Raw genomic sequence first — 23,410 nt, forward strand, 5'->3', positions numbered from 1 at the left:
CTGGGGCGCAGCGCTTGACGGGCATCCATGCCCGTCACCTCCCTCCGCAAGACCTGCGTTCGGCCTCCTGAAGTCGCAGTTGGCGTTGCCTGAACTACCGTGCGCTTAGAAGCAAAAGCAAAAGCAACGGCAAGGGCAAGGGCAAGGGCAAGGGCAAGGGCAAGGGCAAGATGCCGCAAGGCCGTTTGCGAACCACCACCGCCATACATTGTCCCTATACTCCGAAGCGCCGCTTCACACCACGACCTTCGCAGGTGGGTTTGCCATCGCGCTTGTGTCATCATGCTCCGACCGCCGGTTTAGCCTCTTTATAAGCCCCTATGAACAAATCCTACGCATTGCTGCTTGCCCTCGCCCTGCTTCAAGGCTGCCAGAGCCTGGCCCCGAAGACGGACGTCCAGACGCCCGCCGCCGACGCCGGCAAGAGCGCGGAAAAGCCCGTGGTGTACGGATCGTTCAAGCAGGACACCCTGTACAGCCTGCTAGTGGCGGAGCTGGCCGGCCAGCGCAACCGCTTCGACATCGCCCTGGCCAACTACGTGGACCAGGCCGAGAAGACCCAGGACCCGGCTGTCTCCGAACGCGCCTATCGCATCGCCGAGTACCTGGGCGCCGACGAACCGGCCCTGGACACCGCGCTGATCTGGGCCCGCAACGACCCGCAGAACCTCGACGCCCAGCGCGCCGCCGCCATCCAGCTGGCCCGCGCCGGGCGTTACGACGACTCCATGACCTACATGGAGAAGGTGTTGCAAGGCCAGGGCGATACCCATTTCGACTTCCTCGCCCTGTCGGCCGCCGAGACCGACCAGCATACCCGCGACGGTTTGATGCAAAGCTTCGACCGCCTGCTGGTGAAGTACCCCGAGAACAGCCAGCTGGTGTTTGGCAAGGCCTTGCTGCTGAACCAGGATGACAAGCCGCAACAAGCCCTCGACCTGCTCGAGGCCCACCCGCCACAGAATGGCGAGATCGCCCCGGTGCTGCTGCGTGCCCGCCTGCTGCAGGCCCTGGACCGCGGTCCGGAGGCCCTGCCGCTGCTGCGCGGCGCGATCCGCGACAACCCCGAAGACAAGCGCCTGCGCCTGACCTACGCGCGCACCTTGGTCGAACAGGACCGCATCGACGACGCCAAGGCCGAGTTCGAGAGCCTGCTCCAGCAATACCCGGAAGACGACGAGATCCGCTACTCGCTGGCCCTGGTGTGCCTGGAAACCAAGCACTGGAACGAGGCCGAAGGCTACTTGCAGGAGCTGGTCGAACGTGACGCCAACGTCGATGCCGCCCACCTCAACCTCGGCCGCATCCGCGAAGAACGCAGCCAGCCGGCAGCCGCCCTGCGCGAGTACGCCCTGGTCGGCCCCGGCCCGGACTACCTGCCGGCGCAACTGCGCCAGGCCGATATCCTGATTGCCAACGGTCGCAGCGCCGAGGCCTCGAAACTGCTCGCCGAGGCCCGCGAGGCGCAGCCGGACTACGCTATCCAGCTGTACCTGATCGAGGCCGAAAGCCTGGGCAACAACGGCAAGGAAACCCAGGCCGGCCAGGTACTGGAGCAGGCGATAAAACGCTACCCGGACGACCTCAACCTGCTCTACACCCGGGCCATGCTCGCCGAAAAACGCAACGATCTGGCGCAGATGGAAAAAGACCTGCGCGCCATCATTGCCCGCGAACCGGAAAACGCCATGGCCCTCAACGCCCTGGGCTACACCCTGGCCGACCGCACCACCCGCTACGGCGAAGCCAAGGCGCTGATCGAAAAAGCCCACCAGCTCACTCCCGACGACCCGGCCGTGCTCGACAGCCTGGGCTGGATCGCCTATCGCACGGGCAACCTCGAGGAAGCCGAGCGCCAACTGCGCCTGGCCTTCGAACGCTTTCCCGACCATGAAGTCGCCGCCCACCTGGGCGAAGTCCTCTGGGCCAACGGCAAACGCCGCGAAGCCCGCCAAGTCTGGGCCAAGGGCTTCGAAGCCCAGGCCGACAGCCCCATCCTGCGCAAGACACTGTTGCGCCTGACCGGATCCGAGAGCCTGTAAACCATGTTCCTGCGTCATTGCATCACCTTCACCCTCATCGCCCTGCTCGCCGGCTGCGCCGGTTTCGGCAGCAAGGAAGCCGTGCAGGGCCAGGGCAACCCGCAGCTGTGGCGCGAGCACAAGCAGCAGCTGGGCAATCTCGACGGCTGGCAGATCAACGGCAAGGTCGGCATCCGCGCCCCGCGTGATTCGGGCAGCGGCACGCTGTTCTGGCTGCAGCGCCAGGACTACTACGACATCCGCCTGGCCGGCCCCCTGGGCCGCGGCGCGGCACGCTTGACCGGGCGCCCCGGCGGCGTAGTGCTGGAAGTCGCCAACCAAGGTCGCTACGAGGCGGCTAACCCCGAGGCGCTGCTGGAAGAACAACTGGGCTGGCGCCTGCCGGTGTCGCACCTGGTCTGGTGGGTGCGCGGCCTGCCCGCCCCGGACAGCAAGAGCCAGCTGACCCTCGACGGCGACAGCCGCCTGGCCAGCCTCGCCCAGGACGGCTGGAAGGTCGAATACCTGAGCTATGTGGAGCAGAACGGCTACTGGCTGCCCGAGCGCCTGAAGCTGCACGGCGAGAACATCGACGTGACCCTGGTGGTCAAGGACTGGCAGCCACGCCAGCTGGGGCACTGATTCGATGCAAAAGCTGACACTGCCGGCCCCGGCCAAGCTCAACCTGTGGCTGCACATTACTGGGCGCCGCGCCGATGGCTATCACGAGCTGGAAACCGTGTTCCAGTTTCTCGAGCACGGCGACGAACTGAGCTTCGCCCTGCGCGACGACGGCCAGATCCGCCTGCAGACTGAAATTGACGGCGTGCCCCACGACAGCAACCTGATCGTCCGCGCGGCGCGGATGCTACAGGCACAGTCCGGCACAGCGCTCGGCGCCGACATCTGGCTGCGCAAGGTGCTGCCCATGGGCGGCGGCATCGGGGGCGGCAGCTCCGACGCGGCGACTACCCTGCTGGGACTCGCGCACCTGTGGCAGCTGGACTGGAACGAAGATCGCCTGGCGGCCCTGGGCCTTTCGCTCGGCGCCGATGTGCCGGTGTTCGTCCACGGACATGCTGCCTTCGCACAGGGTGTCGGCGAGCAACTGACCCCGGTCGACCCCGCCGAACCCTGGTATGTCGTGCTGGTGCCGCAAGTGTCTGTCAGCACAGCGGAAATTTTTTCGCATCCAGAGTTGACACGTGATTCCCTCCCCCTTAAGATGCGCCCCGTTCCCGAGGGAAACAGTCGAAATGACTGCCAACCGGTAGTAGAGCAACGGTATCCTGAAGTTCGCAATGCGCTGATTTCACTGGGTAAATTCACTGAAGCTCGAATGACCGGCACTGGAAGTTGTGTGTTTGGGGCCTTCCCAAGCAAAGCCGAAGCTGATAGAGTTCTGGCCCTTCTTTCAGAGACCCAAACAGGGTTTGTGGCGAAAGGAAGCAATATTTCGATGTTGCATCGCAAGCTGCAAAGTCTGATCAAGAAGTCGAGTTCATAAGAATTCGCAGCAACAGATACAGGGGCGTCGCCAAGCGGTAAGGCAGCAGGTTTTGATCCTGCCATGCGTTGGTTCGAATCCAGCCGCCCCTGCCATTTCTTATACTCATCCAGGTTACCCTCAGCCTTCAGGTACTGCGCGTGTCCAAGATGATGGTCTTCACGGGGAATGCAAACCCCGATCTGGCTCGGCGTGTCGTACGTCAGCTGCATATTCCACTGGGTGATGTTTCTGTCGGCAAGTTCTCCGACGGCGAAATCAGTGCTGAAATCAATGAAAATGTCCGCGGTAAGGATGTCTTCATCATTCAGCCCACCTGTGCCCCTACCAACGACAATCTGATGGAACTGGTAGTGATGGCCGACGCCTTCCGCCGCTCCTCAGCGTCGCGAATCACCGCCGTGATTCCTTACTTCGGATACGCCCGCCAGGACCGCCGTCCGCGTTCGGCACGTGTAGCCATCAGCGCCAAAGTCGTCGCTGACATGCTCACTGTCGTGGGTATCGACCGTGTACTCACCGTCGACCTGCACGCTGACCAGATCCAGGGTTTCTTCGATATCCCCGTCGACAACATCTACGGCTCGCCCGTACTGGTCGACGACATCGAAGACCAGCGTTTCGAGAACCTGATGATCGTTTCCCCGGACATCGGTGGTGTGGTGCGTGCTCGCGCCGTCGCCAAGTCCCTGGGCGTCGATCTCGGGATCATCGACAAGCGCCGCGAAAAGGCTAACCACTCCGAGGTTATGCACATCATCGGCGACGTCGAAGGACGCACCTGCATCCTGGTAGACGACATGGTCGACACCGCCGGCACCCTGTGCCACGCGGCCAAGGCCCTGAAAGAACACGGCGCTGCCAAGGTTTACGCCTACTGCACGCACCCTGTCCTGTCGGGCCGCGCGATCGAGAACATCGAGAAGTCGGTACTGGACGAGCTGGTGGTGACCAACACCGTTCCGCTGTCCGCCGCTGCTCAAGCCTGTGACCGTATCCGCCAGCTGGATATCGCACCGGTTGTCGCTGAAGCGGTACGCCGCATCAGCAACGAAGAATCGATCAGCGCGATGTTCCGCTAAGCGGAACACGTGTTGATATGAAGCGCCCCGCCCCAGCATTCGTTGGGGCGGGGCTTTTTTGCCATCCCCGTTGGCGCTGGTCGCAAACGCCCTCGGGGGGCTATTTTGGAGAAGCAAAATGACTGATTTCATCCTGAACGCCCAAGCGCGTACTGACCTGGGGAAAGGTGCGAGCCGCCGCCTGCGTCACTCCGCCAACATCCCTGCCGTTGTCTACGGTGGCGATAAAGAAGCCCAGTCCCTGACCATCGTGGCCAAGGAAATCGCCAAGCTGTTCGAAAACGAAGCTGCCTTCAGCCACGTTATCGAACTGAATGTCGACGGCGCCAAGCAGAACGTCGTGGTCAAGGCCATGCAGCGTCACCCGGCCAAAGGCTTCATCATGCACGCCGACTTCGTTCGCGTCGTTGCTGGCCAGAAGCTGACCGCCAAGGTCCCGGTTCACTTCGTCGGCGAAGAAGCCCCGATCAAGAAAGGCGGCGAGATCTCGCACGTCGTTTCCGAGATCGAAGTTTCCTGCGAAGCCAAAGACCTGCCTGAGTTCATCGAAGTCGACCTGGCCAACGCCGAAGTCGGCACCATCATCCACCTGTCGGACCTGAAAGCTCCGAAAGGCGTAGAGTTCGTTGCTCTGGCCCACGGTGATGACAAAGCTGTTGCCAACGTCCACGCCCCGCGCGTTGCCGCTGAAGCTGCTGAAGGCGCTGCCGAGTAATCCACTCGCACGCCGGCGTTGATCGGGTTACAGTGCCGCGCGCACCGTAACCCACCAACTCCAAGGAAGAGCCCCTGACGTGACCGCCATCCAGTTGATCGTCGGCCTGGGTAACCCCGGCCCCGAATACGAACAGACCCGGCATAACGCAGGGGCTCTTTTCGTTGAACGCCTCGCCAGCGCCCAGCGCGTCTCGCTGTCCGCTGACAAGAAGTATTTCGGCCTGACGGCTAAATTCAGCCATCAGGGCAACGATGTTCGCTTGCTGATCCCCACCACCTACATGAACCGTAGCGGCCAATCCGTGGCGGCTCTGGCCAATTTCTTCCGCATCAAGCCGGAAGCGATCCTGGTGGCCCACGACGAACTCGACCTGCCCCCCGGCGTCGCCAAGCTCAAGAGAGGCGGCGGCCATGGTGGGCACAACGGCCTGCGCGACATCATCGCGCAGCTCGGCAACCAGAACGACTTCCACCGCCTGCGGCTTGGCATCGGCCACCCGGGTGACGCCAAACTGGTCTCCAACTTCGTCCTGGGCCGCGCGCCGCGCGCCGAGCAGGAGAAGCTCGACGCCAGCATCGATTTTGCCCTCGGCGTGATGCCCGACGTGCTTGCCGGCGACTTTGCCAAGGCGATGCGCGAACTGCACAGCCAGAAGGCCTGACACTTTTAGATAGGGGAATACCCATGGGTTTCAATTGCGGCATCGTCGGCCTGCCCAACGTCGGCAAGTCCACCCTGTTCAACGCCCTGACCAAGTCCGGCATCGCGGCGGAGAACTTCCCCTTCTGCACCATCGAGCCGAACAGCGGCATCGTGCCGATGCCCGACGCACGCCTGGCCGCGCTGGCCGAGATCGTCAAGCCGAACCGCATCCTGCCGACCACCATGGAATTCGTCGACATCGCCGGCCTGGTCGCTGGCGCCTCGAAGGGTGAAGGCCTGGGCAACAAGTTCCTCGCCAACATCCGCGAGACCGACGCCATCGCCCACGTGGTGCGCTGCTTCGAAGACGAGAACGTGATCCACGTTTCCAACAGCGTCGACCCCAAGCGCGACATCGAGATCATCGACCTCGAACTGATCTTTGCCGACCTCGACAGCTGCGAGAAGCAACTGCAGAAGGTCGCCCGCAACGCCAAGGGCGGCGACAAGGATGCCCTGGCACAGAAGGCCATCCTGGAAAAACTGATCCCGCACTTCACCGAAGGCAAGCCGGCACGCAGCCTGATGAAGAACATGGCTGACGACGAGAAAGCCGTCATCCGCGGTTTCCACCTGCTGACCAGCAAGCCGGTGATGTACATCGCCAACGTTGCCGAAGATGGCTTCGACAACAACCCGCACCTGGATGTGGTCAAGGCCATCGCCGAGGAAGAAGGCGCGGTCGTGGTACCGGTGTGCAACAAGATCGAAGCCGAGATCGCCGAGCTCGACGACGGTGAGGAGAAGGACATGTTCCTCGAGGCCCTGGGCCTGGAAGAGCCTGGCCTGAACCGCGTGATCCGCGCCGGCTACGAGCTGCTCAACCTGCAGACCTACTTCACTGCCGGCGTGCAGGAAGTGCGTGCCTGGACCGTGCGCGTGGGCGCCACCGCGCCGCAGGCGGCCGGCGTGATCCACACCGACTTCGAGAAAGGCTTCATCCGCGCCGAAGTGGTGGCCTATGACGACTTCATCCAGTTCAAGGGTGAGAGCGGCGCCAAGGAAGCCGGCAAATGGCGCCTTGAGGGCAAGGACTACATCGTCAAGGATGGCGACGTGATGCACTTCCGCTTCAACGTCTGAGTACCGCTCGGTGCCCCGCGATGCATTTGTGCAGGGAAAAAATGAGTGTCAACGCGACTGACTGCCAGCACCTGTAGGCCGACGTGCTTCACTCACTTCCTGCAACCGGCTACACTCCCCCTTGCTTGAACCGGGATAACCGAAGCACTGCCTCGAAACCCGATGGACCTGACCCTTGCCGGTCAACCGTCGGGACAAATGGGTCCGGACCTTGGCCGGCCTGTTTATCGGAGGCAACACAATGAGCCCGCGTATCTGGCTGCTGGCCCTGGCGACGTTCGTCACGGGCATGGCAGAAAACATCACGGTCGGCATCCTGCCGGCCCTGGCCGATGGCCTGCAAGTCCCGCTCGGTATCGCCGGGCAGCTGACCACGGTGTTCTCCCTGAGCTTCGCCCTCGCCGCGCCCTTCTCTCCCCTGCTGACCACACGCCTGCCCTTGCGCCGCCTGCTGTGCGCCACCCTGGCGATCTTTGCCCTGTGCAACCTGGCAGCAGCCCTGGCGCCTGGCTATACCGCGTTGCTGGTGGCGCGCATAGGCATGGCCGCGACCAGCGCCCTGACCTGCCTGACTTGCACCCTGATGGCCACGCGCATGGTGCCCGAGGCCCTGCGTGGCCGCGCCATTGGGGTGACCTTCATGGGCATCTGCAGCTCGCTGGTGCTGGGGGTGCCGGCCGGAATGCTGCTGTGCGACGTGCTGGGCTGGCGTGGCGTCTTCACCGGGCTGAGCGTGCTGGCAATGGCAGTGCTGCTGATGGCCTGGCAAGGGTTGCCGCAGTTGCAGAGCAGCGAACGCATCGCCCTGCACAGCTATGTCCGCCATCTGCGCGACAGCCGCCTGATGGCAGCTCAGGGCGTGTCGTTGCTGATGATTGCCGGGCACTTCACAGTCTTTGCCTACCTGGCCCCCTATGCCCACCAGGTCGCCGACATTCCGCTGCAATGGCTGGCGGCAGTGTTCGCCGCCTTCGGCATCGCCGGTGTTTCGGGCGGCTATGTCGGCGGCTGGATGGCGGATCGGCTCGGCGCAGGCCGCTCCATCGCGCTGGCGCCGCTGCTCTATCTCGCCAGCTTGCTGGTACTGCCGTTGAGCGTGGGCACGCCAGGGTTGTTCCTGGCGACCATGATGCTCTGGGGCGGGCTGAGCTGGACCACCTCACCGGTGGTGCAGAGCTACCTGGCGACCCGTGGCCCGGACACCTTCCCGGCCGGCATGAGCCTGAACATGTCGGCCATGCACCTGGGCGTCGGGCTGGGTTCGGCCATCGGCGGCGTGGTGATCACCGGGGCGACGCTGGCGGCCACCCCCTGGGCCGGCGCCGCGCTGACCGCCTTGGCGGCGGGCCTGGCGTTCTGGTCGGCCCGCCCTCCTGCCGAGCCAGGCTTCAGCGAGCGCGAACCGGCGTAGCGGCCTGCTGCTCCTGCTCGAAGGCGTCGGCCAGGTAGTCGATCAGCTTGCGCACCGCGGGCATCAACCCGCGCCGGGAAGGGAACAGCGCCACCACCTCCCCTTCCCGTGGCGCCCAGTCGTCGAGAACATGCACCAGCCGCCCGTCAGCCAGGTCGGCGCGCACCGCCTCCTCGGGCAGCAGCACCGCGCCCACAGCGGCCAGGGCGGCCTCGCGCAGTACCGCGAGGTCGTCCGACACCACACGGGGGCGATGGCGCACGGCAGCCTCGGCGCCCGCAGGCCCGATCAGCATCCAGGTGGCGTCCTGCACATTGGCGCCCCAGTTCAGGCTCGGCAGAAGCTGGAGCCCTTCCGGCGACACGGGCCGCCCGTGTTCGGCCAGCAGGCCCGGCGCAGCCACCAGGCACTGACGGCTCGGGGCCAGGCGACGCATCACCAGCTCGCTGCTTTCCAGTGGCTGGTGTTGCACGCTCAGCACCAGGTCAAAGCCCTCGCCGATCACATCCACCCGGCGGTTGTAGCTCTTGACCAACAACTCGACCACCGGGCATTGCGCCATGAAGCGCGCCAGCATCGGCGCCAGGCGCGAATCGAGCAGCGCGGTGCTGCTGGCCAGGCGCACGATGCCACGGGGCTCGGCGCGGTTGCGCTCGACGGCATCCTCGGCGGCGACGGCCTGCTCGAGCATGCCCAGGCAATGGCGGTAATACTCCAGGCCTACCTCGGTCACCTGGAACTGCCGCGTGGAGCGCTGGATCAGGCGCACGCCCAGGCGCTCCTCGAGCTTGGCAACACGCCGGCTGAGGCGTGACTTGGGCAGGCCAAGGATGCGCCCGGCGGGCGCGAAGCCGCCGTGCTCCACCACCTTGGCATAGAGATAAAGGTCGTTCAGGTCGAACATCGGCAACACTCGTCCACGGCTCACCGCTGCATCATCCGCCATTCTCCAGGGATCGTCACAGGGGCCGTGGGCGTCACCAGGCCCAGGCCCCGGCAACGGGGCCCGGGCTGGCGGTCACTTGGCCAGCTTGCTGTAGCTGGTCATCAGGTTGCGGTAGTCGGGAATGTGGTTGGAGAACAGCGTGCCCAGCCCTTCGATGTCGTTGCGCCAGTCACGGTGCAGCTCGCAGGCCACGCCGAACCAGGTCATCAGCTGGGCGCCGGCGGCTTCCATGCGGCGCCAGGCCGAGTCGCGGGTCAGTTCGTTGAAGGTGCCGGAAGCGTCGGTGACCACGAACACCTCGAAGCCCTCCTCCAGCGCCGACAGCGCCGGGAAGGCCACGCACACCTCGGTGACCACGCCGGCGATGATCAGTTGCTTCTTGCCGGTGGCCTTCACCGCCTTGACGAAGTCCTCGTTGTCCCAGGCGTTGATGTTGCCGGGGCGGGCGACGTAGGGCGCCTCGGGGAACTGCTCCTTGAGCTCGGGTACCAGCGGGCCGTTGGGGCCGGTCTCGAAGCTGGTGGTGAGGATGGTCGGCAACTTGAAGTACTTGGCCAGGTCGGCCAGCGCCAGCACATTGTTCTTGAACCGGTCCGGGTCGATGTCGCGCACCAGCGACAGCAGCCCGGTCTGGTGATCGACCAGCAGTACCGCGGCGTTGTTCTTGTCCAGACGCTTGTATTGGAATGCCATGGTGGATCTCCTTGCTTGGATGGGAAACAGCCAGGTTCAGTTGCGTTGCGAGTCCAGTTGCTCATGGCCGGTGACGACGGCCTGGGCCTTGGCGTAGCTCTCGATCAACAGTTGATAGTGCGGGAACACCGCGCTGTAGGCCTCGGCCCACTGCGCGGCATCCGGGCGGTTCCAGGTGCGCTGCACCTCGGAGCAGACGGCGGCGGTGTCCATCGGCACCACGCCGGCCTGGACCACCCGCGCCAAGGTCACTTCCTGGGCCATCTTGGAGTAGGTGCCTGACGCGTCGATGACCGCGAACACCTGGTAGCCGGCTGCCACCGCGCTGATGCTGGGGAAGGCCATGCACACGCTGGTGATGGTGCCGGCGATGATCAGTTGCTTGCGCCCAGTGGCCTTCACCGCAGCGACGAACTCGGGGTTGTCCCAGGCGTTGATCTCACCTTTGCGGGCCACGTATTGCGCGTGTGGCGCAGCCTCGTGGATTTCCGGGATCAACGGGCCGTTGGGACCCTGGGGTACCGAGGCGGTGGTGATGACCGGGATCTTCGCCAGACTGGCGACCTTGGCCAGGGTGATGGCGTTGGCCCGCAGTTCGGTCATGGGCATGTCCTTGACCGTCTGGAACAGGCCACTCTGGTGGTCGATCAGCAGCATCGTGGCGTTGTCGGGGTCGATGCGTGGCACTTGGCCTTCGAAGTTGGCGGCTTGCGAGAAATTGCTCATCGTTCTCTCCTCTTGGTGTGAGAACAGGCCATCCTGGCCGCTGCGGTCGGACCGCGCCCCACACATCCACAGTGGGGACTATGAGAGTAGGCAACGCAGGCTGAACGAAGCGACCGTCAGTCGGCGGGCCGTGGCAAATGCCCGTGCGGCCTGTGGCCAGGCGGGCGGCAGGGCTAACGGTAGAGAGGCGAGATGCGGCCCGGTAGGCCCATGGGTGAACCCTCAGAGTTGCGCTGGGAGAACGATGATGAAATGCCAGCGCGCAATCACTGATCCGATGGATCGGCAATTTTCAGCAGCGCTTGGTCGATAACTTGGTCGGTTACTTGGTCGGTCAGCCCATTGGTTCACGATTTCCTGAACTGATTATTTGTCCACAGCGATTTTTCCCCCCGCCGGCCCCCACCAGAATCGCTTCACCAACAATCACAATAAACCGTGAGGCCACTCCCGTGGACCAGACACTCCAGGTACGGCAGGCCGCCGCCGACCTCGTCGCCGCCTTCGCCAGCAACGACACCGCCCGCTACTTCGCCTGCTTCAGCGAAGACGCCACCTTCCTCTTCCACACCTTGCCGCAACCGCTGCTGTCGCGCCGTGCCTATGAAGATCTCTGGGCCAGCTGGCAGGCGGACGGTTTCGCCGTGCTCGGCTGCGAGTCGAGCAATGCCCAGGTGAGCCTGCAGGGCGACGTGGCGATCTTCATGCACGACGTGGCCACGCGCCTGCGCGTCGCCGGCGAGACCCTCGACCTGAACGAGCGCGAAACCATCGTCTTGCGTCTGCACGGCGACCGCTGGTTGGCCTGTCACGAGCACCTGTCGGTCGTCTCGCCGGCCTGATCCCCTTTCAAGCGGCCCTGCCGCACTGCCATCGCACCCACAACAAGGCCGCCCGACGGCCGACAACATTCGCGCTGGAGCATTACCATGAGTCACTCGACCGGTATCGAGACCAATGGCGTCGAACAGATCCCCGACGATCAACGCGACGCCGCCCCGCTGGACCTGTTCCGCCTGATCTTCGGCGGTGCCAATACCTTCGCCACCGCCGTGCTGGGCAGCTTCCCGGTGCTATTCGGGCTGTCGTTCCAGGCCGGGGCCTGGGCGATCCTGCTCGGCGTCGGCGTGGGCGCGCTGATCCTCGCGCCGATGGGCCTGTTCGGCGCGCTCAACGGCACCAACAACGCGGTATCGTCCGGCGCGCACTTCGGTGTGCACGGGCGTATCGTCGGCTCGTTCCTGTCACTGCTGACCGCCGTCGCGTTCTTCTCGCTATCGGTATGGAGCTCCGGCGATGCCCTGGTCGGCGGCGCCAAGCGCCTGGTCGGCCTGCCGGAAACCGACCTGACCCTCGGCCTGGCCTATGGCCTGTTCGCGATACTGGTGCTGGTGGTGTGCATCTTTGGTTTTCGCTTCATGCTGTGGGTCAACAAGATTGCGGTGTGGGCCTCGAGCCTGCTGTTCCTGCTGGGCATCTTCGCTTTCGCCGGGCCCTTCGATGCGGGCTACGCCGGCAGCGTCAACCTCGGCCAGGCCGGCTTCTGGGCGGCGTTCGTCGGCGCGGCGATCCTGGCCATGAGCAACCCGGTGTCGTTCGGCGCCTTCCTCGGCGACTGGTCGCGCTACATCCCGCGGCAAACGCCCAAGTCGCGCATCATGCTGGCGGTGATCCTCGCCCAGGCCGCCACGCTGATCCCGTTCCTGTTCGGCCTGTGCACCGCCACCCTGGTAGCCAGCCAGGCACCGGACTACATCGCCGCCAACAACTACGTCGGCGGCCTGCTGGCGATCTCGCCGGGCTGGTTCTTCCTGCCGGTGTGCCTGATCGCGGTGATCGGCGGCATGTCCACCGGCACCACGGCGCTGTACGGCACCGGCCTGGACATGTCCAGCGTGTTCCCGCGCCTGCTCAGCCGCGCCGCCGCTACCCTGTTGATCGGCGTGCTGGCCATCGGCTTCATCTTCGTCGGCCGCTTCACCTTCAACCTGGTGCAGAGCGTGTCGACCTTCGCCGTGCTGATCATCACCTGCACCAGCCCGTGGATGGTGATCATGATCCTCGGCCTGATCACCCGCCGCGGCTTCTACCATGCCGACGACCTGCAAGTGTTCACCCGTGGCCAGCAAGGCGGCCATTATTGGTTCAACCACGGCTGGAACTGGCGCGGCATGGGCGCGTGGATCCCCAGCGCGGTGGTTGGCCTGTGCTTCGTCAACCTGCCCGGGCAGTTCGTCGGCCCACTGGGCGAGCTCGCCGGCGGCATCGACCTGAGCCTGCCGGTGACCCTCGGCATCGCCGCCGTGCTGTACCTGATCCTGCTCAACCTGTTCCCTGAACCTGCTGGCGTGTATGGCCCCCTGGGCCCGCGCTGGGTGCGTTGCAAAAGCACGCCGGTAAAGCCCGTGACCACTGCCGAAATGGCCTGACTGGAATCCGACCATGACCACTCCTCACTACATCGACGGCCGCTGGGTCGAAGGCCAGGGCAGCGACTGTATCGTTGTCCACAACCCGTCCGACGGCCAGGCGTTCGCCGAACTGATGGCCGCCAGCAGCGCCCAGGTCGACCAGGCCGTTGCCGCCGCGCGCCGGGCCCTGGCGGCCTGGAAGACGGTCAGCGCCACCGAGCGTGCCAACTACCTGCGCGGCTTCGCCGAACAGCTGGGCCAGCGCCGCGACGAATTGATCGCCCTGCAGATGCGCAACAACGGCAAGCCGCGCCACGAGGCCGAGATCGATCTCGACGACGCCATCGCCACCTTCGCCTACTACGCCGACCTGGCCGAGCAGTTACCGGCGAAGAACCGCGACGTACCCCTGGCCGCGCCGGGCTTCACCGCCCGCACCCGCCTGGAGCCGGTGGGCGTGGTCGGCCTGATCGTGCCGTGGAACTTCCCGCTGGTGACCAGCGCCTGGAAGCTCGCCCCGGCCCTCGCGGCCGGCTGCACCGTGGTGCTCAAGCCCTCCGAAATCACCCCGCTGATCGAGCAGGCCTACGGCCAGATCGCCGAGGTGCTTGGCCTGCCGGCCGGCGTGCTGAACATCGTGGGCGGCAAGGCCGAGACCGGCGCTGCGCTGAGCGGCCACAATGGCCTGGACAAGCTGTCATTCACCGGCAGCAACGGCGTCGGCAGCCAGGTGATGCGCGCCGCCGCGGCCCAGTGCCGGCCGGTAACGCTGGAGCTGGGCGGCAAGTCGGCCATCGTGGTGTTCGACGATTGCGATGTCGACCAGGCGGTGGAGTGGATCGTCGCCGGCATCACCTGGAACGCCGGGCAGATGTGCTCGGCCACCTCGCGCCTGCTGGTGCAGGATGGCATCGCCGATGCCCTGCTGCCGCGCTTGCAGGCGGCGCTGGCGGCGTTGCGCGTGGGCAACCCGCTCACTGAAGAAGTGGACATGGGGCCGCTGACCAGCCAGGCGCAGTGGCTCAAGGTCGCCGGCTATTTCGCCACCGCCCGCGAAGAGGGCCTGAAGTGCCTGGCCGGCGGCACCGCGCTGGACCGCGACGGCTGGTTCGTCAGCCCGACGTTGTATGTGGATGTACCGGTAAGCAGTCGCCTGTGGGGCGAAGAAATCTTCGGCCCGGTGCTGTGCGCGCGGCGCTTCGGCAGCGAGGCCGAGGCCATCGCCCAAGCCAACGACAGCCGCTTCGGGTTGGTCGCCACCGTGTGCTCCACCGACCTGGAGCGCGCCGAGCGCGTGGCCGATGCGCTGGAGGTGGGGCATGTATGGATCAACTCTGTGCAGGCGGTGTTTGTCGAAACCTCGTGGGGCGGCACCAAGGGCAGCGGGATCGGGCGTGAGCTCGGGCCTTGGGGGCTTTCGGGGTATCAGTCGGTGAAGCATGTGACGCGGTGTTTGGGGTGACTTTTAGGCGTCCCATTTAAGGGAATGGGTAGGCTGGCAGGTGTTCTGCGAGTTTTTCAGCGCCAATCGGCGAACACCTGCCCACCTTCACGCAATTGCATACAGAACCCCATCGCGGGGCAAGCCCGCTCCCACTCCGACATGTGCAAGCGGTAGGAGCGCACTGGCCCCGCGATTGGCCTTATGCCGGTTCGTCGGCCTGGCGCCCGTTCTCCTGCACCAGCACCATGCTCGCCGGCGACGACAGGGCGATGCCTTCCTCACGCAAGCGCCCGAGGATAGTGAACAACAGGTCGCTGCGCGTGCCCGATACCTGTCGAGGCGAAGCGACATAGCCGCTCACCCCGATGACCATGCCACTGCTGGTCAGATCCTTGAAGGTCACCGAGGTGGCCGGCGCGTCGAGGATCGACTCATGCTCCTTGTACGCCGCCAGCAGTACCTCGCGCACTTTCGCAGGGTCGGTCTCCAGCGGCAGCGTCAGGGTGATGCCCACCACCCCCAGGGCATTGGCCATGGTCACGTTGCGCACGTTCTGCGAAATGAACTGCGAATTGGGCACGATCACCGTCGAGCGGTCGGACATCTGGATTTCCGTGGCGCGCACGTTGATCCGGCGAATATCACCCTCGACACCGGCCAGGCTCACCCAGTCTCCCACTTTCACCGGGCGCTCGGTGAGCAGGATCAGGCCGGAGATGAAGTTCTGCACGATCTGTTGCAAGCCGAAACCGATACCCACCGACAGCGCACTGACTACCCAGGTCAGGCTGGTCAGGTTGATGTGCAGGGTGGACATCACCAGCATGGCCAGGAACAGGAAGCCCAGGTAGCCCACCAAGGTCACCAGCGAGGCGCGCATGCCGGCGTCCATGTCGGTTTCCGGCAGCAGGCGTTCGCTCAGCCAGCGCTTGACCACGCGAATGGCGAACCAGCCACCGAGGAAGATCGCCACGGCCAGGAAGATGTCCTGGGGCACGATGTTCAGGTTGCCCAGCACTTTGCCACCGGTGCCGTCCCAGTCCGCCAGGCTCAGCAGCAGCTCGCCCGGGCTGGTGCCCGATGGCATGAATATCAGCAACGCGGCGGCGAACAGCAGCAGTGTGCGGCCGATGCCAGCCAGCACCGTGCTGGCCTGGGCCTGGTGGCGTTGCTGCAGACCGAGCGCCGAGGCCAGCGCCAGGCCACCTGGCTGACGCGGCGACAGCAAGGTTTCGCACAGGTCGCCGAACACGGTCACCAGCAGGTAGGCGCAGGTCACCACCACACTGACCCACAGCAGCTTGGCGGTGAGGAAGTAGGCCAGCGTCAGGTAGCCAGCGAGCAGGGTCAGCAGGATAGCCGCCACCCAGACCACGATCACGAACGGGATCAACCCGGCCAGGCCCTTGGGACGCTCAAGGTCGTGCAAGCGATGGGCACGGCGATAGCGCAGCAGGGCCACGACGAACAGCAGCGACACCACCAGCGCGGTCAGGCCATTGGTGGCCAGGGTCAGCGCCAGGCTGGTGCCGATCACGCTGTTGATGCGTTCCTGGGTCAGCAGCACCATCAGCGCCAGGGCCAGCACTTTGGGGAACCAGCCCAAGGCGCTGGCCACCTCGTCGGCGATCGGCGGCAGGCGCCAGGACGGGCGCTGCAGCATCAGCATGGCGCGGCCCAGCCCCGAGATGAAGGCACTGAAGATCACCAGCGCAAGAATATGGTTAGTCAGGCTGGCCAGGTCGGCGCCAAGCTCCGCGCTGCTCTCCAGGCCCCAGCGCAGCAACGACACGGAGCCGGAGATAGTGCCCAGCGTAGCCAGGCTGACGCTCAGGGCCAGGGCGCTGCGGCGCAGACGGCCTTCGGGCAGCCAGCGGATCATGGCATCGGCCAGCAGGCGCTCCAGCAGCCGCCGCACCAGGGTCCAGACCAGCACCGCCGCCACCAGCGCGGTGATGAACAACCAGCGGTGTTCGGCACTGAAGGCGCTGGCCATGGCGTCCGACACCTCGCCGCGCAGGTCGCGCAGGCGCGCCACGTCGTCATCGGTGGGGCGGATCAGGCTCGACCAGAACGCCGGGCTCAACGGGCTGGCGGCGCGGCTGGTGATCTGCGAGTTGAACAGGCTGCGGCGCAGGTTGACGATCTGCGTGGACAGGTCACGGGCCGACTGCGTCAGCGTGGTGGCGTCCTTCTGCTCGGCGACCACCTTGTTCTTTTCGTCAGTGAGCTGCTTGCGCTGGCGGGTCAGGCTCTCGGCCTCCTCGGCCACGGGTGGGCCGAGCACGTTGAGCTGGTCGTCCAGGCGCTGCACGTCGGCGGTGCGCTGGGTGGCCAGCACATCGGCCTGGCGCTGCACCTGCAGGGCCGACTGGCGCAACTGCGCGAGCAGATCGTCGTTGGCGTTGCTGGTAACGCCCTGGCGGATCTGGTCGAGCCGCTCGCTCAACTCGTCCAGGCTGGCGTTCTCGTCCAGCACCTGCTGCTCGGCCACGGCCAGGCGCGATGCCGGCGTGGCCGGGGCAGCCCAGGCCGGGACGGCCAGGCATAACAACAGGGCGAAAATCCCCGCACAGAATCGGTCAAGGCTGACACGCCTCATCGAATGTTCCTCTACGCAACTCGACAGGGCGTGAATTCTACTCGGTCCGCGCGCTCAGGAGAGTGCCGTCTCTCGGTCCAGCAGTTGGCGCTTGCGCTCGATACCCCAGCGGTAGCCACTGAGGTCGCCGTCACGGCGCACCACCCGGTGGCAAGGAATCGCCACGGCGATCGCGTTGGCCGCGCAGGCCTGGGCCACCGCCCGCACCGCCTTGGGCGCGCCGATGCGCTCGGCGATGTCGGTGTAGCTGACCGTGGTCCCGGGCGGCACCTCGCGCAGCGCTTGCCAGACCCGCTCCTGGAACGCCGTGCCCTGCACATCCAGGGGCAACGCCAGGCCCAGCGCCGGCGCCTCGACAAAGCCGATCACCTCGGCCACCAGCCGCTCGAAAGTGTCATCGCCGCCGATCAGCCGGGCCTTGGGGAACTTGTCCTGCAGGTCCTTGAGCAAGGGCTCGGGCTCGTCACCCAGCAGGATCGCGCAAATGCCCCGCTCGCTCTGGGCGACCAGGATCGCCCCCAGCGAGCACTGGGCCACGGCAAAGTGGATGGTGGCACCCTGGCCGCCGGCACGGTACTCCCTCGGGCGCATGCCCAGCCGTTCGGCGGCGCTCTCGTAGAAGCGGCTGTTGGAGTTGTAACCCGCGTCGTAGATGGCCTCGGTGACGCTGTCGGCGGCATCCAGGCGCTCGCGTAGACGCTGGGCGCGAAAGGCCGAGGCGTAGGCCTTGGGGGTCAGGCCGGTCTCGGCCTTGAACAGCCGATGCAGATGGAAGGGGCTGACGTTCAGCTCGCTGCCGAGCTGGTCGAGGTTGGGCGCGGTTTCACTGGCCTCGATCAGGCGGCAGGCGCGGGCTACCAGGTCGGTGCGCCGACTGCCCTGCGCGGCCTTGCAGCGTTTGCAGGCGCGGTAGCCAGCTGCCTCGGCCTGGCCGGGGTCGGCAAAGTACTCGACATTCTCGCGCTTGGCCAGGCGCGACTTGCAGGCGGGCTGGCAGTAGACGCCGGTGGTGCGCACGGCATAGACGAAATGGCCGGTCGCGGCGGTGTCGCGGGACTGCACGGCGTGCCAGCGTTCAGCGTCGGTGGTGTAGGTGGTCGGGGCGTGGTTCATGGCGCCTCTCCTTGGTTCGATGCGCTGAGCTTGGCGGCTTGGCCGACAGTGAACACTCCGAATCTTGCGTTATCTTCAACGAACCCGCGATAGGGCCGTGCAGGCGGATGACACTTCAAGCCCGCCACAGGTACCAGGCCGCCACGGTCCGGTACGGGCTCCACGCCCCGCCCAAAACCCGCATCTGCGCGGGCGTCGGCGCCTTGTCCAGCCCCTTCATGCGCCGATACCCCTCGCGCACGCCGAAGTCGTCCACCGGCAGGATATCCGATCGCTCCAGGCTATAGATCAACAGCATTTCCACCGTCCAGCGCCCCACTCCGCGCAACGCTACCAGACGCTCGACCAGTGCGGCATCCGACATATGCAGCGCCTCTTCCCGGCTGGGCACCACACCCTCCACACGCGCCTGGGCGATGCCGTGAACCGTGGCAATCTTGCTCGCGGATAGCCCACAGGCGCGCATCGCCTCCGGCGTCACCGCCAGCAACTGTTTGGGCGAGGGAAACGCTCCTTCCGGGAACAGCGCCAGCAATCGCCCGAGGATCGCCTCGGCGGCCCGCGCGTGCAACTGCTGGTAGGCGATGGCCCGCACCAGCGCTTCGTAAGGCTCGCGCCCGGGGGTAGCCCGATGCAGACAGGGCCCCACGGCGGCAATATGCCGCGCCCAGTGCGCATCCTGCCCGGCCAGCCAGGCAACGGCAGCGTCAAAGGCCTGCGGGGAAAGATCTGCAAGGATCATCGTTGGCATTCGCATGGATACGATCTCCCAGCCTAGCCCAACCGTTCATCGGTGAAACGCTCAATCTTGCGCATCTAATCGCTGGCATACCATTGATCCGCCAGTAGCGCCGCGCATAGAATTGAGAACCATTAACAATCACATTATCCGGGCAGGCTCTCCAGACGATGCAGATCGAAGACACGCTGAAACCGGCCGAGGTCGATCTGCTCTATCAGGCCCATCATCGCTGGCTGCGCGGCTGGCTCGGGGCCCGGGTGGGTTGCCGGGAGAACGCCGCGGACCTGGCCCAGGACACCTTCGTGCGCCTGCTCAAGGCGCGCCAGGCCTCGCCACTCAAAGAGCCACGCGCCTACCTGAGCAGCATCGCCCGTGGCCTGATGATCGACCAGTTCCGCCGTCGCGCCCTGGAAAAGGCCTACCTGGAAAGCCTGGCCAACCTGCCGGAACAAGAGGCGCCCAGCGAGGAGCAACGCCTGTTGATCCTCGATACCCTCGAACGCCTCGACCTTGCCCTGCAACGCCTCAAGCCCCGGGCCCGCCAAGCCTTCCTGCTGGCCCAGCTCGACGGCCTCAGCCTGGCACAGATCGCCCAGCGCCTGGACGTTTCCCGGGCCACCGTGGAACGCGACCTGGCCAAGGCCCTGGGCGTCTGCTACCGGATGCGCCATGCCGACGCCTGACCAGATACCGACCCAGGCCCAGGTCGACCAGGCCATCGAATGGCTGGTCAAACTGCGCTACGACAGCCCCGGCCCACGTACCGAACAGCAGTTCCAGCGCTGGCTGGCCAGCCACCCGCAGCATGCCCAGGCCTGGCAGCGGGTCAGCAGCCTCGGTGACGAACTGGCCAGCCTGCCAGCCGAGCTGAGTCGGCAGACCCTCGCCGGTACCGAGCGCCGACGCATGAGCCGGCGCGACCATCTCAAGCTGCTGTCGGTATTGGCACTGGGCGGCGCCGCTGGCTGGGCGGCGCGTGAACCGCTGGGCCTGTCCGGCTGGATGGCCGACAGCCGCACCGCCACCGGCGAGCGCCGTGAACTGCTCGGCAGCGACGGCAGCCTGATCCGCCTGAACACCGCCAGTGCCATCGACCTGCGCTACAGCGCCGACCAACGCCGGCTGACCCTGCTGCGCGGCGAAGTCAGCCTGGACAGCAACGTCAATGACAACCGTCCGTTCAGCATCGACACCCCGGTTGGCACCCTCGGCACCCAAGGCGGCCAGCTGCTGCTGCGCGAGAACGACCAGGGCCTGCTGGTGGCCGTGCGCCGAGGCGAGGTGACGTTGTTCCCCGCCTCCAGCGCCGCACATTCGGTCAAGCCTGGCGAGGTGCTGCAGGTGTTCGCCCAGGGCGACTATCGGCCCGCCACCGTGCATGGCGACCCCTGGGGCTGGACCGACGGCGTACTGAGCGTGCAGCAGATGCCCCTGGGCGAGTTCATCGACGAGCTGTCGCGCTACCGCCCCGGCTTATTGCGCTGTGCGCCGGAGGTGGCCGGGCTGAAGGTTTCCGGCACCTACCAGCTGGCCGACACCGATCAGGTCCTGCTGCTGGTCGCCCGCAGCCTGCCGGTGCGCGTCGACTACCGCACACGCTATTGGGTAAGCATCGGCGCCGCCTGAACAATTGATGAAAATAAATGAGGTGGAATCTCATTCTCGTCCGGCCTGAAGGAAAACAAGCCCGAACAGTGGTCTGACAACCTTCAGGAGCGCTTCATGATTCACCCGTGTTCCCCTCGCAATGCCACCCTGCGCCATGCCATCCACGCTGCCGCCCTCGGCCTGGGCATGGCCTGCGCTGGCGTGCTGCCGACAGTCGCCGTCGCCGCGCCCGCCAGCCAGAGCCAGCAGCGCGACTGGAACATCCCGGCCGGCCCGTTGGCTGCCGCGCTGGACCAGCTGGCGCGCCAGGGTGGGCTGAACCTGTCGTTCGACGCCGGCAGCCTGCAGGGCAAGGCCACTCAAGGCGTGCAGGGCCGGCATGACAGTGCGCAGGCATTGCAGATTCTGCTGCAGGGCAGCGATGTGCAAGTCCAGCAGGAAAGCGACAAAAGCTTCCTGCTGATACCTGCCCTGGAGGTGGGCGATGCCCTGCAACTGGGCGCCACCAGCATCTCCAGCAACCGCCTGGGCGAGACCACCGAGCACAGCGGCTCCTATACCACTGGTGCGGTGACCATCGGCAAGACGCCGCAGAGCATCCGCCACACCCCGCAATCGGTGACCGTGGTCACCCGCCAGCGCATCGACGACCAGAACATCACCAACCTCACCAACCTGCTCGAGCAGACCCCTGGGGTGGTGGTCAACCTGACCGACAGCGAGCGGGTGCAGTACTACTCACGCGGCTACCAGATCGACGCCATCCAGTACGACGGCGCCACCGTGGTGCAGAGCAGCGGCGGTGGTTCGTTCATCCAGAGCGATTCGGCGATCCTCGACCGCGCCGAGGTGTTGCGCGGCGCCACCGGCATGCTGCGCGGCGCCGGCAACCCCTCCGGCACCGTCAACCTGGTGCGCAAGCGCCCCACCTATGAGTTCCAGGGCGAAGGCAGCGTCACCCTCGGCACCTGGGATGCCCAGCGCTACGTCGCCGACCTTTCCGGCCCCTTGACCGAAACTGGCAACGTGCGTGGCCGGGTGATCGCGGTGCATGACGAGAAGGACCACTTCCAGCAATCGCGCCAGGAGCGCAAGGATGTGCTGTACGGGGTCATGGCCTTCGATCTCGACGACAGCACCACCCTGACCACTGGCCTTGAGTGGACCCAGCTCGACGCCACCGGCGCCTGGGGCAACCTGCCGGCTGACTACGACGGCTCGCCATTGCCGTTCGGCCGCAGCACCTACCTGGGCGCCGACTGGAACCGCTGGAACCGCAGCAACCTGCAGACCTTCGCCGAGCTCGAGCACCGTTTCGACAACGACTGGACGCTCAAGCTGATGGCCCAGCGCACCCACTTCGAGCTGGACGACAACGGCTTCAAGCAGACCTACTTCAGCCGTGCCACCGGCACCGCCAACCCGACCCGCAACCCTTACCTGATGAGCTACCAGGTCACCGAAGGCGATGGCGGCGAGAGCCTGCAGAACAACCTCAGTGCCACCCTCAACGGCCCGTTCGACCTGCTCGGTCGCAGTCACGAGCTGATGCTGGGCGTCGAACGCATCCGCAACGACTCCTACGCCTCGGCCACCAACAATGTGCAATCGGGCGTGTTCGACATCCGCACCTGGGACCCGAAGACCAGCCTGGCCAACCCGAGCATCGACATCACCGCCCACCCGGTGCGCACCCGCACCACCCAGGAAGGCGCCTATGCCACCTGGCGCATCTCCCTGGCCGATCCGCTCACCGCGATCATCGGCGCCCGCGCCAACTGGTACGACTACGAGCAGGAAAACAACACCAAGGCCAACGGCAAGTTCAGCGTCGACAACGAGATCGTGCCGTACGCCGCGCTGATCTACGACCTCAACGAGAACTTCAGCACCTACGCCAGCTACACCGAGATCTTCAACCCGCAGACCAACACCGATGCCGCAGGCTCCGTGCTCGAGCCGGTCACCGGCGAAGCCTACGAGACCGGGATCAAGGGTGAGTTCTACGAGGGCCGGCTGAACACCTCGCTGGCGTTCTTCCGCATCTACCAGGTCGGCAACGCACTGGACGACCTCAGCGGGCCGAACCCGTGCCTGCCCAACTACACCAGCGGCTATTGCAAGGTCGCCGCGGGCAAGAACCGCAGCCAGGGCTTCGAGCTGGAGATTTCCGGCGAAGTGCTGCCGGGCTGGAACATGACCGGCGGCTACACCTACAACACCACCGAATACCTAAAGGACACCACCGGCAACAACGGCAACCCGATCCGCACCACCGACCCCAAGCGCATGCTGCGTCTGTTCACCAGCTATCGCCTGCCGGGTGAGCTGCAGGCCTGGACCGTGGGCGGCGGCGTGCAGGCGCAGAGCGCCATCTACAACCGCAGCGGCACAGCCGAAGCTTCGCAGTCGGGGTATGCGGTGTACAACGCGATGGTGAACTACCGCTTCAACGACAACTATTCGTTGCAGTTGAACGCCAACAACCTGTTCGACAAGAAGTACTACCGCCAGGTGGCGCCAACGCCGACCGGGTACTACTGGGGCGACCCGCGCAATGTGTCGGTGACCTTGCGCGGAACGTTCTGAGCTGCCGCGCGA

20 protein-coding genes and 1 tRNA gene are annotated in these 23,410 nt (G+C 65.6%); 15 read left to right on the forward strand and 6 right to left on the reverse strand.

What is annotated here, in order from left to right; genetic code table 11:
* The first annotated feature begins 320 nt into the window (after positions 1-320).
* From AC3WL2_RS19825 to AC3WL2_RS19865, 9 genes are all read left to right on the forward strand, one after another.
* Positions 321-2,042, forward strand: coding sequence for a tetratricopeptide repeat protein (locus tag AC3WL2_RS19825; RefSeq protein WP_102683835.1), 1,722 nt, complete (start codon positions 321-323; stop codon positions 2,040-2,042).
* A 3-nt stretch (positions 2,043-2,045) separates the two neighbouring features.
* Positions 2,046-2,663 (forward strand): lipoprotein insertase outer membrane protein LolB, encoded by a 618-nt coding sequence (gene lolB, locus AC3WL2_RS19830; protein ID WP_102683836.1) that lies wholly within the window; start codon positions 2,046-2,048, stop codon positions 2,661-2,663.
* Positions 2,664-2,667: 4 nt separating this feature from the next.
* Positions 2,668-3,528: a 4-(cytidine 5'-diphospho)-2-C-methyl-D-erythritol kinase gene (gene ispE / locus AC3WL2_RS19835; protein WP_102683837.1), complete on the forward strand. Its 861-nt coding sequence runs from the start codon at positions 2,668-2,670 to the stop codon at positions 3,526-3,528.
* 20 nt (positions 3,529-3,548) lie between these two features.
* Positions 3,549-3,623, forward strand: a tRNA-Gln gene (locus AC3WL2_RS19840).
* Between the two features lie 45 nt (positions 3,624-3,668).
* Positions 3,669-4,610, forward strand: coding sequence for a ribose-phosphate pyrophosphokinase (locus tag AC3WL2_RS19845; RefSeq protein WP_016391678.1), 942 nt, complete (start codon positions 3,669-3,671; stop codon positions 4,608-4,610).
* 118 nt (positions 4,611-4,728) lie between these two features.
* Positions 4,729-5,325: a 50S ribosomal protein L25/general stress protein Ctc gene (locus tag AC3WL2_RS19850; RefSeq protein WP_046857141.1), complete on the forward strand. Its 597-nt coding sequence runs from the start codon at positions 4,729-4,731 to the stop codon at positions 5,323-5,325.
* 79 nt (positions 5,326-5,404) lie between these two features.
* Positions 5,405-5,989: an aminoacyl-tRNA hydrolase gene (pth, locus tag AC3WL2_RS19855; RefSeq protein WP_023629555.1), complete on the forward strand. Its 585-nt coding sequence runs from the start codon at positions 5,405-5,407 to the stop codon at positions 5,987-5,989.
* A gap of 23 nt (positions 5,990-6,012) precedes the next feature.
* Positions 6,013-7,113: a redox-regulated ATPase YchF gene (gene ychF, locus AC3WL2_RS19860; protein ID WP_023629554.1), complete on the forward strand. Its 1,101-nt coding sequence runs from the start codon at positions 6,013-6,015 to the stop codon at positions 7,111-7,113.
* Between the two features lie 241 nt (positions 7,114-7,354).
* Positions 7,355-8,524, forward strand: coding sequence for an MFS transporter (locus AC3WL2_RS19865; RefSeq protein WP_102683838.1), 1,170 nt, complete (start codon positions 7,355-7,357; stop codon positions 8,522-8,524).
* Here AC3WL2_RS19865 and AC3WL2_RS19870 read toward each other — a convergent pair.
* The 3 genes from AC3WL2_RS19870 to AC3WL2_RS19880 all read right to left on the reverse strand — a co-directional run bounded on the left by AC3WL2_RS19870 (position 8,502) and on the right by AC3WL2_RS19880 (position 10,889).
* A complete protein-coding gene (locus tag AC3WL2_RS19870) occupies positions 8,502-9,428 on the reverse strand; it encodes a LysR substrate-binding domain-containing protein (RefSeq protein ID WP_102683839.1) in 927 nt (308 codons plus the stop codon). The two genes, AC3WL2_RS19865 and AC3WL2_RS19870, sit on opposite strands and share 23 nt — an antisense overlap.
* A gap of 114 nt (positions 9,429-9,542) precedes the next feature.
* The gene (gene ycaC, locus AC3WL2_RS19875) at positions 9,543-10,163 is read right to left on the reverse strand and encodes an isochorismate family cysteine hydrolase YcaC (RefSeq protein ID WP_023632674.1); all 621 of its coding nucleotides are present in this window, start codon (positions 10,161-10,163) and stop codon (positions 9,543-9,545) included.
* A 36-nt stretch (positions 10,164-10,199) separates the two neighbouring features.
* Complete coding sequence (locus tag AC3WL2_RS19880; protein ID WP_102683840.1) at positions 10,200-10,889, reverse strand: hydrolase; 690 nt, start codon at positions 10,887-10,889, stop codon at positions 10,200-10,202.
* Between the two features lie 452 nt (positions 10,890-11,341).
* On the opposite strand from AC3WL2_RS19880, the gene AC3WL2_RS19885 reads away from it, so the two are divergent.
* The 3 genes from AC3WL2_RS19885 (at position 11,342) to AC3WL2_RS19895 (ending at position 14,762) form a co-directional block, all read left to right on the forward strand.
* On the forward strand, positions 11,342-11,731 hold the full coding sequence (locus AC3WL2_RS19885) for a YybH family protein (protein WP_102683841.1): 390 nt from the start codon (positions 11,342-11,344) through the stop codon (positions 11,729-11,731).
* Positions 11,732-11,818: 87 nt separating this feature from the next.
* Positions 11,819-13,318, forward strand: coding sequence for a purine-cytosine permease family protein (locus AC3WL2_RS19890; protein ID WP_102683842.1), 1,500 nt, complete (start codon positions 11,819-11,821; stop codon positions 13,316-13,318).
* Between the two features lie 13 nt (positions 13,319-13,331).
* Positions 13,332-14,762, forward strand: coding sequence for an aldehyde dehydrogenase family protein (locus AC3WL2_RS19895; protein WP_102683843.1), 1,431 nt, complete (start codon positions 13,332-13,334; stop codon positions 14,760-14,762).
* A gap of 181 nt (positions 14,763-14,943) precedes the next feature.
* On the opposite strand, the gene AC3WL2_RS19900 is transcribed toward AC3WL2_RS19895, so the two are convergent.
* From AC3WL2_RS19900 to AC3WL2_RS19910, 3 genes are all read right to left on the reverse strand, one after another.
* Complete coding sequence (locus AC3WL2_RS19900; RefSeq protein ID WP_102683844.1) at positions 14,944-17,346, reverse strand: DUF3772 domain-containing protein; 2,403 nt, start codon at positions 17,344-17,346, stop codon at positions 14,944-14,946.
* Between the two features lie 54 nt (positions 17,347-17,400).
* Positions 17,401-18,459 (reverse strand): bifunctional DNA-binding transcriptional regulator/O6-methylguanine-DNA methyltransferase Ada, encoded by a 1,059-nt coding sequence (gene ada, locus AC3WL2_RS19905; protein WP_102683845.1) that lies wholly within the window; start codon positions 18,457-18,459, stop codon positions 17,401-17,403.
* A 115-nt stretch (positions 18,460-18,574) separates the two neighbouring features.
* Positions 18,575-19,201 (reverse strand): DNA-3-methyladenine glycosylase family protein, encoded by a 627-nt coding sequence (locus tag AC3WL2_RS19910; protein WP_102683880.1) that lies wholly within the window; start codon positions 19,199-19,201, stop codon positions 18,575-18,577.
* A gap of 167 nt (positions 19,202-19,368) precedes the next feature.
* Here AC3WL2_RS19910 and AC3WL2_RS19915 point away from each other — a divergent pair, with 167 nt between their 5' ends.
* The 3 genes from AC3WL2_RS19915 to AC3WL2_RS19925 all read left to right on the forward strand — a co-directional run bounded on the left by AC3WL2_RS19915 (position 19,369) and on the right by AC3WL2_RS19925 (position 23,398).
* Positions 19,369-19,884, forward strand: a complete 516-nt coding sequence (locus AC3WL2_RS19915) for a sigma-70 family RNA polymerase sigma factor (protein WP_102683846.1) — start codon at positions 19,369-19,371, stop codon at positions 19,882-19,884.
* Positions 19,871-20,827, forward strand: coding sequence for a FecR domain-containing protein (locus AC3WL2_RS19920; protein WP_102683847.1), 957 nt, complete (start codon positions 19,871-19,873; stop codon positions 20,825-20,827). Before AC3WL2_RS19915 ends, AC3WL2_RS19920 begins: the two co-directional genes overlap by 14 nt.
* 96 nt (positions 20,828-20,923) lie before the next feature.
* Complete coding sequence (locus tag AC3WL2_RS19925; protein WP_102683848.1) at positions 20,924-23,398, forward strand: TonB-dependent siderophore receptor; 2,475 nt, start codon at positions 20,924-20,926, stop codon at positions 23,396-23,398.
* The last annotated feature ends 12 nt before the right edge of the window (positions 23,399-23,410 follow it).

Source organism: Pseudomonas sp. FW305-96, from assembly GCF_058783825.1.